Origin of the sequence: Flavobacterium difficile, from assembly GCF_011392115.1 — a bacterium.
In the GTDB taxonomy this organism is placed as follows: Bacteria; Bacteroidota; Bacteroidia; order Flavobacteriales; family Flavobacteriaceae; genus Flavobacterium; species Flavobacterium difficile.
This window is the reverse complement of record NZ_JAAJBT010000001.1, coordinates 339471-352783: the sequence shown is the minus strand read 5'-3', so window position 1 is coordinate 352783 and position 13313 is coordinate 339471. Positions and strand designations below refer to the sequence as shown.

Annotated in this window: 15 protein-coding genes; 11 read left to right on the top strand and 4 right to left on the bottom strand. The window is 31.1% G+C overall.

Going from position 1 to position 13313, the window contains the following annotated elements; translation table 11 throughout:
• Positions 1–97: 97 nt before the first annotated feature.
• The 4 genes from G4D72_RS01485 to G4D72_RS01470 form a co-directional block, all read right to left on the bottom strand.
• On the bottom strand, positions 98–1381 hold the full coding sequence (locus G4D72_RS01485) for a zinc-dependent metalloprotease (protein WP_166075815.1): 1284 nt from the start codon (positions 1379–1381) through the stop codon (positions 98–100).
• Between the two features lie 72 nt (positions 1382–1453).
• The gene (gene obgE, locus G4D72_RS01480) at positions 1454–2455 is read right to left on the bottom strand and encodes a GTPase ObgE (RefSeq protein ID WP_166075814.1); all 1002 of its coding nucleotides are present in this window, start codon (positions 2453–2455) and stop codon (positions 1454–1456) included.
• 182 nt (positions 2456–2637) lie between these two features.
• Positions 2638–3912, bottom strand: coding sequence for a hemolysin family protein (locus G4D72_RS01475; RefSeq protein ID WP_166075813.1), 1275 nt, complete (start codon positions 3910–3912; stop codon positions 2638–2640).
• Positions 3913–3943: 31 nt separating this feature from the next.
• Positions 3944–4516 (bottom strand): adenylate kinase, encoded by a 573-nt coding sequence (locus tag G4D72_RS01470; protein WP_166075812.1) that lies wholly within the window; start codon positions 4514–4516, stop codon positions 3944–3946.
• A gap of 97 nt (positions 4517–4613) precedes the next feature.
• Between G4D72_RS01470 and G4D72_RS01465 the strand changes: the two genes are divergently transcribed.
• The 11 genes from G4D72_RS01465 to G4D72_RS01415 all read left to right on the top strand — a co-directional run bounded on the left by G4D72_RS01465 (position 4614) and on the right by G4D72_RS01415 (position 13283).
• Complete coding sequence (locus tag G4D72_RS01465; RefSeq protein ID WP_166075811.1) at positions 4614–5147, top strand: hypothetical protein; 534 nt, start codon at positions 4614–4616, stop codon at positions 5145–5147.
• A gap of 59 nt (positions 5148–5206) precedes the next feature.
• Entirely contained in the window at positions 5207–6364 is a 1158-nt protein-coding gene (locus tag G4D72_RS01460) for a 5-(carboxyamino)imidazole ribonucleotide synthase (protein ID WP_166075810.1), read from the top strand.
• A 77-nt stretch (positions 6365–6441) separates the two neighbouring features.
• Positions 6442–6927, top strand: coding sequence for a 5-(carboxyamino)imidazole ribonucleotide mutase (gene purE / locus G4D72_RS01455; RefSeq protein WP_166075808.1), 486 nt, complete (start codon positions 6442–6444; stop codon positions 6925–6927).
• Positions 6928–7185: 258 nt separating this feature from the next.
• A complete protein-coding gene (locus G4D72_RS01450; protein ID WP_166075807.1) occupies positions 7186–9210 on the top strand; it encodes a M3 family metallopeptidase in 2025 nt (674 codons plus the stop codon).
• A gap of 133 nt (positions 9211–9343) precedes the next feature.
• The gene (locus G4D72_RS01445) at positions 9344–9847 is read left to right on the top strand and encodes a GbsR/MarR family transcriptional regulator (protein WP_166075806.1); all 504 of its coding nucleotides are present in this window, start codon (positions 9344–9346) and stop codon (positions 9845–9847) included.
• Positions 9848–10254: 407 nt separating this feature from the next.
• The gene (locus G4D72_RS01440) at positions 10255–10599 is read left to right on the top strand and encodes a hypothetical protein (RefSeq protein ID WP_166075805.1); all 345 of its coding nucleotides are present in this window, start codon (positions 10255–10257) and stop codon (positions 10597–10599) included.
• 188 nt (positions 10600–10787) lie between these two features.
• Positions 10788–11174 (top strand): hypothetical protein, encoded by a 387-nt coding sequence (locus G4D72_RS01435; RefSeq protein WP_166075804.1) that lies wholly within the window; start codon positions 10788–10790, stop codon positions 11172–11174.
• A 7-nt stretch (positions 11175–11181) separates the two neighbouring features.
• Entirely contained in the window at positions 11182–11622 is a 441-nt protein-coding gene (locus G4D72_RS01430) for a hypothetical protein (RefSeq protein WP_166075803.1), read from the top strand.
• Between the two features lie 3 nt (positions 11623–11625).
• Positions 11626–12408 carry a fatty acid desaturase family protein gene (locus tag G4D72_RS01425; protein ID WP_166075802.1) on the top strand — a complete coding sequence of 261 codons (783 nt, stop codon included), beginning with the start codon at positions 11626–11628 and terminating at the stop codon, positions 12406–12408.
• 31 nt (positions 12409–12439) lie between these two features.
• Positions 12440–12856 carry a hypothetical protein gene (locus G4D72_RS01420; protein ID WP_166075801.1) on the top strand — a complete coding sequence of 139 codons (417 nt, stop codon included), beginning with the start codon at positions 12440–12442 and terminating at the stop codon, positions 12854–12856.
• A complete protein-coding gene (locus G4D72_RS01415) occupies positions 12831–13283 on the top strand; it encodes an SRPBCC family protein (protein WP_166075800.1) in 453 nt (150 codons plus the stop codon). Before G4D72_RS01420 ends, G4D72_RS01415 begins: the two co-directional genes overlap by 26 nt.
• Positions 13284–13313 lie beyond the last annotated feature (30 nt).

Genomic DNA, 13313 nt, shown 5'->3' with positions numbered 1-13313 from the left:
TTAGTAATCAATAAAAGCAGTTAAGAAAATTTTAACTTTTAGCCATAAAAAAAGCGTTCTGTTTTAGGAGAACGCTTTAATTTTATTTTTGTATCACTTAATCGATAATAATTTTCTTAGTGAATAAACCTTCATTGGTTTTAATTTTCAAGAAGTAAATACCTCTACTAACTTCATCTTGAATTTTAATTTCTTTAACTAAATCCGTATTTTGATAAAACTCGTTAACATAAACCATTTTACCAGTTATGTCGTAAATTTCTACGTTAAAATCAGATATGATTTCTTTAAATTGTAAATTAAAAGTTCCTGTACTTGGGTTAGGATAAATTGAAAAACCTGAAGTAGCAAAAGTTGAATTATTTAACACATTTGGCTTAAAATCGCTTACAATAGAATTAATGTAAGCCAACATAACATTTTTTTGACCTTCTGTAAACATGTACATACAAGCATCATTTGAATAATCCATATAATTCATAGATAACACCTTTTCTGGAGCATTGCATGCATCAATGGAACCAGCAGCTGCACAACCATAAGTAGCAGCAGCTTGTTTTGGTGTATCTGCAATTCCATCTTGGTCAGCACCTGCACAATTTGTTGCATTTTGATTACCAGATTTAAAAGTATGATCTAAATTAAAAAAATGACCTAATTCATGAGTAACAGTTCTTCCTAAATTATATGGAGCACCAGGAACATAACCCGTACAACCTGCACCAGAAGCAAAAGCATTATTATCCATAACAACTGTTTGTCCAGCATTTGGAGAACCTCCAAGTGGAGAATAACCTAGAATACCACCAGAAATATTTCTAACCACGAAATTCATGTATCCAGACCAAGTTGGATCTTGATCCTCATTAGCACCTGGTAAAAAATCTGTACCAAAGGTCACAGCAACATCTCCATTCACTAAACCTGTTCCTGCTGGATGGTTTTGAGTTGCCAAAACAAATTCTACATCTAAATCACCTACATTTATTCCTGGGTAAAAAGCACTATCATTAATCCAATTTGATAAATCTGCATTGGTAGCGTTATAATCGGCATTTAAAATATCAATTTGATTTTGTGCAAAACCTCTTAAACAAGTTCTTAGAGTAGCGTTAGCAGAAGCCGCAGATGGGTAATGAACAGCAACAGGAATTCTTATTACTGCATTTGTACTTTGTATTACATTCCCATTTTTCTGAGCATTTTGCTTATCTATTATTTTTTGATATTCAATTTTAAATTTAGCTTGTCTTTCCTCATATTGCTTTTTTAATACTGGATTGAACATCATTTGATTCATATGTTCTTGCATTCCACAGGTACGTTGCTGTGCAAAACCAAAAGTGGATACAAATAATAATAATAGTAATTTAGTTTTCATTTTCAATAAGATTAAATTGGTGTTCAAATATAAGAAAAGTAATAGAAACCATGAAAAAACAATAAATTTATGTTAGGCATTTAACATTTTCCATAATTTATCTTTCAATTCTGTTAATCCTTGCTGCGCTACGGAAGAAATAAACATAAATTCTGTGCCTTTAAAATCTTTATCTAATTGCACTTTCAGCTCAGCTTGTAATTCATCATCTAACATATCACATTTAGAAATGACCACTAACCGGTCTTTATCTAACATTTCTGGATTGTAACGTCTTAATTCATCTAACAAAATTTCATATTCCTTTTTTATATCAGCTGCATCAGCAGGAACTAAAAACAACAACGTTGAATTTCTTTCGATATGACGTAAAAAATAATGACCTAAGCCTTTTCCTTCCGCGGCACCTTCAATAATACCAGGAATATCCGCAATTACAAAAGATTGAAAATCGCGATATGCTACAATTCCTAAATTAGGTTTTAAAGTCGTAAAAGCATAATCTGCAATTTTTGGTTTTGCCGAAGTTAATACAGATAGTAATGTTGATTTTCCAGCGTTTGGAAATCCAACCAAACCTACATCAGCTAAAACTTTCAACTCTAAAATTACATCTACCTCTTCACCTGGAATTCCAGGCTGCGCATATCTTGGCGTTTGGTTAGTAGAACTTCTGAAATTCCAGTTTCCTAAACCACCTTTTCCACCGCGAGCTAAAATTTTAGTTTCGCCATCTTCTGTAATTTCAAATAAAACTTCACCAGTTTCTTTATCTTTCACAACCGTTCCTAACGGAACTTCAATAATTTTATCTTCTCCATCATGACCTGTACTTCTACTGCTACCTCCATCACCACCGTGACCTGACTTCACATGGCGCAAAAATTTTAAATGAAACAAGGTCCATAAATTTTTACTTCCTCTAACAATAACATGACCACCACGACCACCATCTCCACCATCTGGACCACCTTTTTCAATAAATTTTTCTCTGTGTAAATGAGAAGAACCTTTCCCGCCTTTACCAGATGCAACATATATTTTTACGTAGTCTACGAAATTTCCTTCTGTCATTTTCTTAAGTTTTCAGTTTAAAATTCAGTTTTATATATTTATACGAATGTTATTTAAACTATTTTTAATCTTTATTTATATTTATTCGGCAAAGATACAATTTTTAGCCTATTTATTTAAATACAAAAAACAGCCTAAAATGGAATCCAATTCAGGCTGTTTTAGTTGTGATTTATTCTAAATTATTCTTTTAAAGGTTTTACTAAAACTTTATCAATAATAGTACCTTCCATTTTTAAAACCTCAAACTCTAATTTATTCCAAATTAACTTCTCTTCTTCTTTCGGAATTTTACCTAACTCTGTTGCGATAAAACCACTAACTGTAGTCACTTCATAATCGTTAGTAAGTTCATCCATATCGAAGAAAGTTAAAAAATCATGTAACGAATATTGTCCATCAACTGTCCAAGTTTCGTCTTCATTCACTATAATTTGATACTCGTCTTCATCAAAATCTGAAGCTTCACCAACAAGAGCTTCTAAAATATCATTCAAAGTAATTATCCCCTGAAAAACAGCATGTTCGTCTACAATAAATGAATTATGCACTTTGGTCTTCTTGAAATTTTCCAGAGCTTTGTATGCAGATGTTTGCTCAATCAAATAATCGGGTTGCCTACAAAAATCTGCTAAATTAAAATTGTTTTTTTCAAAATTTGAAAATAAATCTTTTAGTGAAACCACTCCAATAATATTATCTAAATTTTCCTGACAAACCGGATAAAAAGAATGCAAATCCACCAATACTTTTTCTTTAATTTCTGAAACGGAATCAGACAATAACAAGTATACAATTTCGCTTCTATGCGTCATTAAAGAATTCACTTTTCTATCTCCAATATGAAACACACGTTCCACAATATCTTGTTCAATTTCTTGAACTTCCCCTACTTCAGTTCCTTCTTTAATAATAGCCTTAATTTCTTCTTCGGTAACTTTACCGTCTGCAGTTGGTTTAATTTTAAAAACTTTTAGAATAAAATCGGTTGAAGTCGTTAACAACCAAATGAAAGGAGCCGTTGCAACTGACATTAATTTCATGGGAACAGCCACAGATTTTGCGATAGCTTCTGGATAATTTAAACCAATTCTTTTAGGTAATAATTCTCCAAACACAAGAGAAAAGAAAGTTAACACAACAACCACAACACCAACTGCAAGTGAGTGTGCGTATGGAAAAGTTAATTCATACGATGCGAAAAAAGTTTCCACATCGGTAGTAATTTTATCACCAGAATAAATACCTGTTAAGATACCAATTAAAGTGATACCAATTTGCACCGTAGACAAAAATTTGTTAGGCGAATTGGCTAAATCCAAAGCTGTTTTTGCACTCGTATTGCCTTTTTTGGCAGCGGTTTCTAACCTGTTTTTTCTTGCTGATATGAGTGCAATCTCTGACATGGAGAAAATTCCATTGAGTAGTATCAACAAGAATATTATGACTATTTCCAATTTTTATGTAGTTGAATTAAATGCAATATACTTAAAATTTATCGATTATTGTACTTAATCGTGCTGTAATTTCTTCAATTGTACCAATTCCGTTCACCGCATAAAACTTACCTTGTGATTTGTAATAATCCATCAAAGGCGCTGTTTTTTCGTTATATTCTTGGTATCTATTTCTTATCTTTTCTTCATCTTGATCGTCTGGTCTTCCAGATGTTTTCCCTCTTTCTAACAAACGTTTTACCAAAATTTCGTCATCCGCTTCTAAAGCAACTGTTGCTGTAATTGCTTCATTTTTAGAAGTTAAAAAAGCATCTAAAGCTTCTGCTTGTGCAATCGTTCTTGGAAATCCATCAAACAAAAATCCTTTAGATTCTGGATTTTTATCTACTTCGCTTTGTAACATTTGAATCGTTACCGAATCAGGCACCAAATCTCCTTTATCCATGAAAGTTTTAGCCAAAAGACCTAATTCTGTTTCGTTTTTGATGTTAAATCTAAAAATATCTCCAGTTGACAAATGTGTTAGAGTGTATTTTTCTTTTAAAAATTCTGCTTGAGTTCCTTTACCAGCACCCGGCTTACCGAATAAAACTATGTTAATCATTGTGTTGTGATAATTAAAATAAATGGCAAATTTACAAACTATTGAACATATAAAAATATAAATATTACTTTTTTTAAAAAATCGTTATTTTTACAAGATGGATCAATCATTTTATAAATTAATTGAAAATAGTACTGCACACCGTTTAAATCGGGAATTTATCCGTGATTATGTAATTCAAAATCCGGATAAACTACATTTTTTAATGGCAATTGCACTGAACGAAAATGATAAAATTCATATAAAAGCATGTTGGAGTTTAGAATTAATTTTCGAACTAAAACTAGCACTTATTCTCCCTTTTTTAGAAGACTTTATTTCGAAAATGGCAAATTATAAAAATGATTCTGCAATTCGTCCGGTTTCTAAAATCTGTCTGTTTTTATCTATATCGAAAACCATAAAACTTACCGAAAATCAAGAAAACAAAATCATTGAAAACTGTCTAGATTGGTTAATTCAAGATAAAAAAGTAGCTTCAAAAGCGTATTCCATGAGAGCTTTGTATCATTTTAGTAAAAAACACACTTGGATTAAGGATGAACTAAAAATGATACTTTCACAAGATTATCCCAATCATTCCTCAGCCTATAAAGCTGCAGCAAAGGACATTTTAAAAAAACTAAAATAAATGCCAATTGCGAAACAAATTCAAATTAGTATCTTTGCGCAAACACAACAAGAACTACAATGAATTATTTCTCATCAGAATTTAGATTAGGAATTTTAGGTGGCGGTCAATTAGGTAAAATGCTTTTGACAGAAACCCGAAAATTCGATATTTCAACTCTCGTTTTAGATCCAAGTAAAGACGCACCAGCACAATTTGGCGCAACTAAATTCTTTACTGGAAGTTTAATGGATTATGAAACCGTTTATCAATTTGGTAAAATGTGTCATGCCATTACCATTGAAATTGAAAATGTAAATTTAGACGCCTTAGCACAATTGGAAGAAGAAGGACATGTTGTATTTCCTTCACCTAAAACGTTGCGATTAATCCAAAACAAAGGAAAACAAAAAGATTTTTATGTAGAAAATAACATTCCGACTTCCAAACACCAAAGATTTGTTGATTTAAATGATTTGAAAAAATCTTTAGAGAAAAACGAATTAGAATTTCCTTTCGTTTGGAAATGTGCTCAATTTGGATACGATGGAAACGGCGTGAAAATTTGTCGCTCTACAATTGATTTATTACATTTACCTGAAGTGGAATGTATTGTAGAAGAAATGATTCCATTTAAAAATGAACTTGCAGTTATTGTAGCTAGAAATGCAAATGGCGAGGTAAAAACCTATCCAGTTGTTGAAATGGAATTTCATCCTGAAGCGAATCAAGTAGAATATGTAATTTGTCCAGCAAGAATTGATGAAAAAGTAGCACAATTAGCTATTGAAACTGCTTTACAAGTATCAGAAGCTTTCCATCATGTGGGTTTATTGGCCGTTGAAATGTTTCAAACAACAACCGATGAGATTTTAGTAAATGAAGTCGCACCAAGACCACATAATTCAGGACATCACACGATTGAAGCCAGTTATACTTCACAATTTGAAAATCATTTGCGCTCGGTTTTAAACTTACCGTTAGGAAATACCGATAGTAAAGTGGCTGGAATTATGGTAAATTTAGTAGGTGAAGAAGGTTTTTCTGGTCCAGTTGTTTACGAAAACATAGAAAAAATTATGGCCATTGATGGTGTAACACCTCATATTTACGGGAAAAAAGAAACAAGACCCTTCAGAAAAATGGGACATGTAACTATCGTAAATGAAGACATGATGGAAGCAAGAAAAATTGCAGAAGAAGTGAAAAATAGTATTAGAGTGATTAGTGTTCAGTAATTAGTATTCAGTCGCAGTTTTCAGTCACAGTATTCAGCAATTAGTTAAAAAAAGAACTATAACCAACAAACAACAAAATGAGTAAAGTAGCCATTATAATGGGAAGCATTTCGGATATGCCGGTGATGCAAGAAGCCATAGACATTTTAAACGGATTTGATATAGAAACAGAAGTAGATATTGTTTCAGCACACAGAACGCCAGAAAAATTATTCGATTTTAGTAAAAACGCACATACTCGTGGCATTTCAGTAATTATTGCTGGAGCAGGTGGCGCGGCACATTTACCTGGAATGGTGGCTTCTATGAGTCCACTTCCTGTAATTGGAGTTCCTGTGAAATCAAGTAATTCTATTGATGGTTGGGATTCTGTTTTATCCATTTTACAAATGCCTGGCGGAGTTCCCGTAGCAACTGTAGCATTAAATGGCGCAAAAAATGCTGGGATTTTAGCCGCACAAATTATTGGAAGCGCTGATAAATGCGTATTGGATAAAATTGTGTTTTACAAAGAAGGCTTACGCGATACCGTTTTAAAAGCCTCTGAAAACTTGAAGAAATAAAAAACCCCGAAATAATACTAATTCGGGGTCAAAAATCTATTCACAATTAAGTGACAACTATAAAAAAAATTCTATTAGGGAAAAAAGGGCGAATAATTTCGCATCATTTCTTTTACAAATATATGCGATTTGTCGACAAAAACAAACTTTTGGTCGGCTTTTTTCTTATTTTTTTTCTTCATTTCATGAAAAACCCAATAAAATAAGGACTTTACAAAACATATAATAATTCATTTAAATTACATAATTTATAAACATATGTCGGTTTTAACTCAAAAATTCAACACAAAACATAATACGGCACCATTTTCAAAAATAAAAGTTGAAGATTATTTGCCTGCTTTTATTCAAAATATTGAAAAAGCACGTTTAGAAATTGACAACATCATTCATTCATCAGAAAATCCAACGTTTGAAAACACGATTGAAGCGTTAGATTTTGCTGGCGAACAATTGGATCGTTTATCAAATGTATTTTTCAATTTGAACTCAGCAGAAACTTCAGACGAAATGCAAAAAATTGCACAAGAAGTTACGCCCTTAATTACAGAATTCGGCAATGACATTGCGTTAAACGAAGATTTATTTAATAGAGTCAAAGCGATTTATGAAAACAGAGCCAACTTAAATCTATCTACAGAACAAGCGACTTTATTAGAAAAAAAATATAAAGGATTTGCCAGAAATGGAGCTTTATTAGCTGAAGATAAAAAAATACGTTTACGCGAAATTGACACCGAATTAGCCAAACTTCAACTGACTTTTGGAGAAAATACTTTAGCAGAAACTAATAATTTTCAATTACACCTTACCAACGAGGCCGATTTAAAAGGTTTACCAGAAGGTGCCAAAGAAGCTGCTGCAGATTTAGCCAAATCTAAAAATCTAGACGGATGGATTTTTACTTTAGATTTTCCTAGTTATGTGCCTTTTGTAACTTATATTGACAATCGTGAATTACGAAAAAAAATGGCAATTGCTTACGGAAAAAAAGCGTTTCAAAATAACGAATACAACAACGAAGAAATTACTAAGAAAATCGTGGCACTTCGTCATGAACGCGCCAATTTATTAGGATATGAAACACACGCACATTTTGTTTTAGAAGAACGAATGGCTCAAAACCCAACAAAAGTATTATCGTTTTTAAATGATATTTTAGAAAAAGCCAAACCTGCTGCCAAAAGAGAATTTGAACAATTAGCAGCATTCGCGAAAGAATTAGACGGCATTGAGCAATTAGAAAAATGGGATGGCGCTTATTATTCTGAAAAATTGAAACAAAAATTATTCAATTTAGATGATGAAGTATTAAAACCGTATTTCAAATTAGAAAACGTTTTAAACGGTGCTTTTGCCATTGCAGAAAAATTATTCGGAATTACTTTTAACGAAGTGTTTGATATCGACAAATACCATCCAGATGTACAAACGTTTGAAGTTTTAGATGAGAATAAAAATTTAGTAGCGATATTTTATACCGACTTTTTCCCAAGAAAAGGCAAACGAAATGGCGCTTGGATGACTTCATTCAAACCACAATATATTAAGGAAGGCAATAATGAGAGACCACATGTTTCTAATGTGTGTAATTTCACACCGCCAACCGCTACAAAACCCTCTTTATTAACATTTAATGAAGTGACAACTTTGTTTCACGAGTTTGGACACGGATTACATGGCATGTTAGCGAATACAACTTATCCAAGTTTGTCTGGTACTTCAGTATTTTGGGATTTTGTAGAATTACCTTCTCAAGTTATGGAAAACTGGTGTTACGAACCAGAAGCGTTGGCTTTATTTGCGAAACATTATGAAACAGGAGAAATTATTCCACAAGAATATGTCGAAAAAATTAAAGAATCGTCAAGTTTCTTAGAAGGAATGGCAACAATGCGTCAGTTGAGTTTCGGATTATTGGACATGGAATATCATGGAAAAAATCAAGTTATTGAAAATGTAAAAGCGTTCGAAAAACAAGCCATGGGCGACACCTCATTATATCCTGATGTAGCTGAAAATTGTATGAGCGTTTCCTTTTCTCATATTTTCCAAGGCGGTTATTCTTCTGGATATTACAGTTACAAATGGGCAGAAGTTTTAGATGCCGATGCGTTTGCGTATTTTCAAGAAAACGGCATTTTCAATAAAGAAGTCGCAACCAAATTCAAAGACAATGTATTGTCAAAAGGCGGAACGGATCATCCAATGACTTTATACAAAAATTTCAGAGGTCAAGAACCAAAACCAGATGCTTTGTTGAAAAGAGCTGGATTGATTTAGAGTATTAAATTTTAGATATATAGAAGCCGAAGAAAATCACTTCGGTTTCTTTTCACAATAAACTTTCATTTTTTTTTGAAAGTTTAAAAACTTTTATATATCTTTGTGTCATCAAAATGAAATTACTTTCAAAATGGAATTCAAAGAAGCTAAAAATAAATTCGTACAAACTTGGGGAGCACTTGGTTCTCAATGGGGAATAAACAAAACGATGGCGCAAATCCATGCTTTGTTGATGGTTTCTAACGAAGCAGTTTCTATGGAAGACATTATGGAAGAATTACAAATTTCTCGTGGAAATGCTAGTATGAATATTCGTGCTTTAATGGATTGGGGAATTGTATATAAAGAATATAAAGCAGGCGAAAGACGTGAATTTTTCACTGCTGAAAAAGACTTGGACGAATTAGCCGTAAAAATCTCCAAAGAAAGAAGTAAAAGAGAAATTAAACCGGCTTTGAAAGTCTTAAAAGAAGTCTCGTCGATTTCTGCTAACACCACCTCAGAAGAAAAACATTTCGTAGATCAAACCAAAAAATTATACGATTTCGTACTAAAAGCAGACAATGTATTAGATAAAATCACAGAATACAAAGACAATTGGTTGGCACAGATTCTGATGAAATTCATGAAGTAACCTAGATATAATAAAAAAATTTAATTAAAACTTTCATTTTTTTCTGAAAGTTTAAAAATAAAAAGAACTATGAAAGAACTTAATTTCTACATCAATGCAACTGCTGTCTCAATCGCCCTAATTTTAATTTTAGTGAATTTGATATGTAACACTAACGACCAAGCAAATATTGTAATACTTTTAGCTTTAGGAACATTACAAGTATGTACTTCATTTGTTTTAACTATAATTTCAGTTGTTAAGAATAAATATTTATTTGCGCTATTTATAATCTATTGGTTTATAGTTATTCTCTTTTTTAAATTTATAATTCGAGATTATTTTTACTTCTGCATCCTAATTGCGTTATATAATTTATATGTTCATTATTGTAGTTTTTCAGAATCAAAATATAATATCATTAAGTCATGAACCTCAACATTTTAGGATATTTAATTTATCTAAGTTTCACATGCATAATTATCATAAAAGTTGGAAAATTATGCTACGATAACGGAAACTTATTTGTGTCGCAATTGATTCCGAATCATGAAGCATTGTGTCATCAAATAAACAAAATGCTTTTAATGGGTTATTATTTATTGAATTTGGGATATTGTGCGATGACAATTATTTCATGGGAAAAAATTCAAAATAGCACGCAACTTATTGAAATCATTGCAACAAAATCGGCAATAATTATTCTTACCATCGGCATTATGCATTATATCAACATATTTTTAGTAACTAAATACATTAACAAATTAATTTAAAATTACATAATAAATAAAATTAGCCACGAATCATGGAATTAAAAACTATCAAAAACATAAGAATCGACAAAGTCGATTAATAATTCAAATTCAAAATAAAGATAAAAAATTAGAAAAAATTCGATAATTCGCGGCCAAAATTAAATCAATAATCAAACAATCATAAATTTAAATTAAACATACACATTATGGAAACTACAAAAATTTTAATCGGATACGCTATTTACTTACCAATTGCTTTATTTTTAACCTATTACGTAAGCAAAACCTTATTTAAAAACAGTAAAATATTCATGTTAGATATTTTCAAAGGTCGAGAAGAAATTGCTACTGCAACTAATAAATTGTTTGAAACCGGTTTTTATTTACTTAATTTGGGTTTTGCCCTAATGATTTTAGAAATGACACTTTACCAAAACGATTATCAAAGTTTAATTGAAGCTTTAAGTTATAAAATTGGGGGATTTGCCATCTATTTAGGAATCATGTTATTCTTAAACTTATATTTCTTTTTCAGAGGAAAACGCAAAGCCAGTCAAACTCAAGTAGAACAAAGAATCGTAATCAACGGATAAAGAAATCATGAATATATCTATCCCAAATTGGCTAATTATTCTGAGTGGAATAGGTCAAATATTTACAGCGCTAATTTATCCCTACATTCGTCATCAAGTTTTCGATTGGTATAATGATGTTAAACAACTGAAACCCTTGAATCAAGAAATTGCAAAAACCTATGGAAGATACATTCAAGGCTTAAATTTTTCTTTCGGAACGATTGCCATTTTATTAACTAACGAATTACAAAATCAGACGAAACTTGCCGTTGCATTAACTGGATTAATTGCAGCTTATTGGGTTGGAAAAGTAGCAACACAAATTGCCTATTATCCGATGTATGAGATTCCAAAAAGACGATTATTTAAAATTGGAAGTTATTTTATGAACACCCTTTTTGTGCTTTTTGCCTTAGTGAATACGTTACTTTTTCTTAAAAACATAGTAGGATTTTATAAATTATAAGCGATGACACATCAAGAAATACTAAAAAAGGTAGAATGGAAAGATTTAAAAAATCTGAGTTTTAAAGAAATGCTAATTGAAAACAATTTAACGATTCCATGGTTTGTACTTTCCATAACCTTAGCTTATTTTGAATATTATATTTTAGCGCTACCGTTTTCTGCCTTTTTCTTTTTAGCGGGTCTAAGACAAGTACACAATGGATTTCATAATTCGTTAGGAACTAATAAATTTTTGACTTGGTTTACGCTTTATTCCAATAGCATTCTATTACTAGTTTCTATTCATGCGGTGAAATTTAATCACATCAGACATCATAAATATTGTTTGTCTGAAGAAGATTACGAAGGAAAATCGGCAAAAATGACATGGTATGGCGCCATCCTTTACGGGCCAATCCATATGTTTTTAATTCATAAAGTTACGTTACAACTTGGAAATAAAAAGTATAAAAAAAATGTCATTTTAGAATTAATTTCGACAGCTATATTTATAACAATCGCATTTTATTTCAAAATTGATTACTTAATTTATCATATTCTAATTATGATTTTGGCAGAATTTTTAATGGCTTTTTTCGCAGTTTGGACGGTTCATCATGATACAGAAGAAACACCTGAATTTGCAAGAACACAAAGAGGCAAATGGAAAAACAAAATAACATTTAGCATGTTTTACCATTTAGAACATCATTTGTTTCCTGCTGTTCCCACCATAAAATTACCAGAATTAGCCCGAAGAATTGATAATGCTTTGCCTGAAATAGAAAAGAAAAATACTTTTTAAAACTTCTAAAAAATCTAAAATACACTATTAAATGAACTGGTCCTATCTTTTTAAAAACTGGTTTACAATTTTACTTGTTGCACCATCTTTATATGATTTAATAAATTATTACACTCACAATCAAACACTTTTCGCTTTTACAACAATTCTACCAATTACATTTATTTTAGGATTTCTATTCTCAATTCCAACGTATGTAGTATATGGAATTATATATTCTTGGCTAGCTAAAAAAGACATAAAACAAAACTTTACTAAAATAATATTAATAAGCATAACTGTAATTGGGATTTTGATATCATTCCATTTAATTTTTGATACCAAAGATAAAAACTTACCTTTAGCGTATTCACTAACATCAATATTTTTTGGTTTAATTTACAACTTAAACTTTAAAAAAAATCAAACTAGATTTCAATACAATGACAACCATAAAAATTACCACTAACTATTTCGCACCCATTGAAAAAGTATTCGATACCAATCGAAACATCGATATTCATCAGCAATCGGCAAGTAAAACCAAAGAAGTTGCTATTGCAGGAATTACATCAGGTTTAATAAATAAAAACGAAACCGTGACTTGGAAAGGCAAACATTTTGGCGTGTATTTAACCCATCAAAGTCTTATTTCCGAAATGATTTATCCTACTTATTTTATAGACGAACAACTAAAAGGGCAATTTAAAAGTTTCAAACACCAACATTTTTTCGAACAAAAAGAAAACTTTGTAGAAGTTACTGATGTTTTAGAATACGAAACACCTTATGGCATTTTCGGAACACTTTTCGACAAGATTGTATTGAAAAAACATTTAACTAATTTCATTCTTCATAGAAACGCAGTTTTGAAAAATTTAGCAGAGAAAAAATAACCGCAAATTCACAGATTATGTAAATTAATA

What these genes read in the sequence shown, in the direction of transcription:
- G4D72_RS01485 (WP_166075815.1), bottom strand. Translation starts at nt 1,381, where the DNA reads ATGAAAACTAAATTACTATTATTATTATTTGTATCCACTTTTGGTTTT.
- G4D72_RS01435 (WP_166075804.1), top strand. Translation starts at nt 10,788, where the DNA reads ATGGAAACTACAAAAATTTTAATCGGATACGCTATTTACTTACCAATT.
- G4D72_RS01445 (WP_166075806.1), top strand. Translation starts at nt 9,344, where the DNA reads ATGGAATTCAAAGAAGCTAAAAATAAATTCGTACAAACTTGGGGAGCA.
- purE (WP_166075808.1), top strand. Translation starts at nt 6,442, where the DNA reads ATGAGTAAAGTAGCCATTATAATGGGAAGCATTTCGGATATGCCGGTG.
- G4D72_RS01420 (WP_166075801.1), top strand. Translation starts at nt 12,440, where the DNA reads ATGAACTGGTCCTATCTTTTTAAAAACTGGTTTACAATTTTACTTGTT.
- G4D72_RS01440 (WP_166075805.1), top strand. Translation starts at nt 10,255, where the DNA reads ATGAACCTCAACATTTTAGGATATTTAATTTATCTAAGTTTCACATGC.
- G4D72_RS01415 (WP_166075800.1), top strand. Translation starts at nt 12,831, where the DNA reads ATGACAACCATAAAAATTACCACTAACTATTTCGCACCCATTGAAAAA.
- G4D72_RS01470 (WP_166075812.1), bottom strand. Translation starts at nt 4,516, where the DNA reads ATGATTAACATAGTTTTATTCGGTAAGCCGGGTGCTGGTAAAGGAACT.
- G4D72_RS01460 (WP_166075810.1), top strand. Translation starts at nt 5,207, where the DNA reads ATGAATTATTTCTCATCAGAATTTAGATTAGGAATTTTAGGTGGCGGT.
- G4D72_RS01465 (WP_166075811.1), top strand. Translation starts at nt 4,614, where the DNA reads ATGGATCAATCATTTTATAAATTAATTGAAAATAGTACTGCACACCGT.
- G4D72_RS01430 (WP_166075803.1), top strand. Translation starts at nt 11,182, where the DNA reads ATGAATATATCTATCCCAAATTGGCTAATTATTCTGAGTGGAATAGGT.
- G4D72_RS01450 (WP_166075807.1), top strand. Translation starts at nt 7,186, where the DNA reads ATGTCGGTTTTAACTCAAAAATTCAACACAAAACATAATACGGCACCA.
- obgE (WP_166075814.1), bottom strand. Translation starts at nt 2,455, where the DNA reads ATGACAGAAGGAAATTTCGTAGACTACGTAAAAATATATGTTGCATCT.
- G4D72_RS01425 (WP_166075802.1), top strand. Translation starts at nt 11,626, where the DNA reads ATGACACATCAAGAAATACTAAAAAAGGTAGAATGGAAAGATTTAAAA.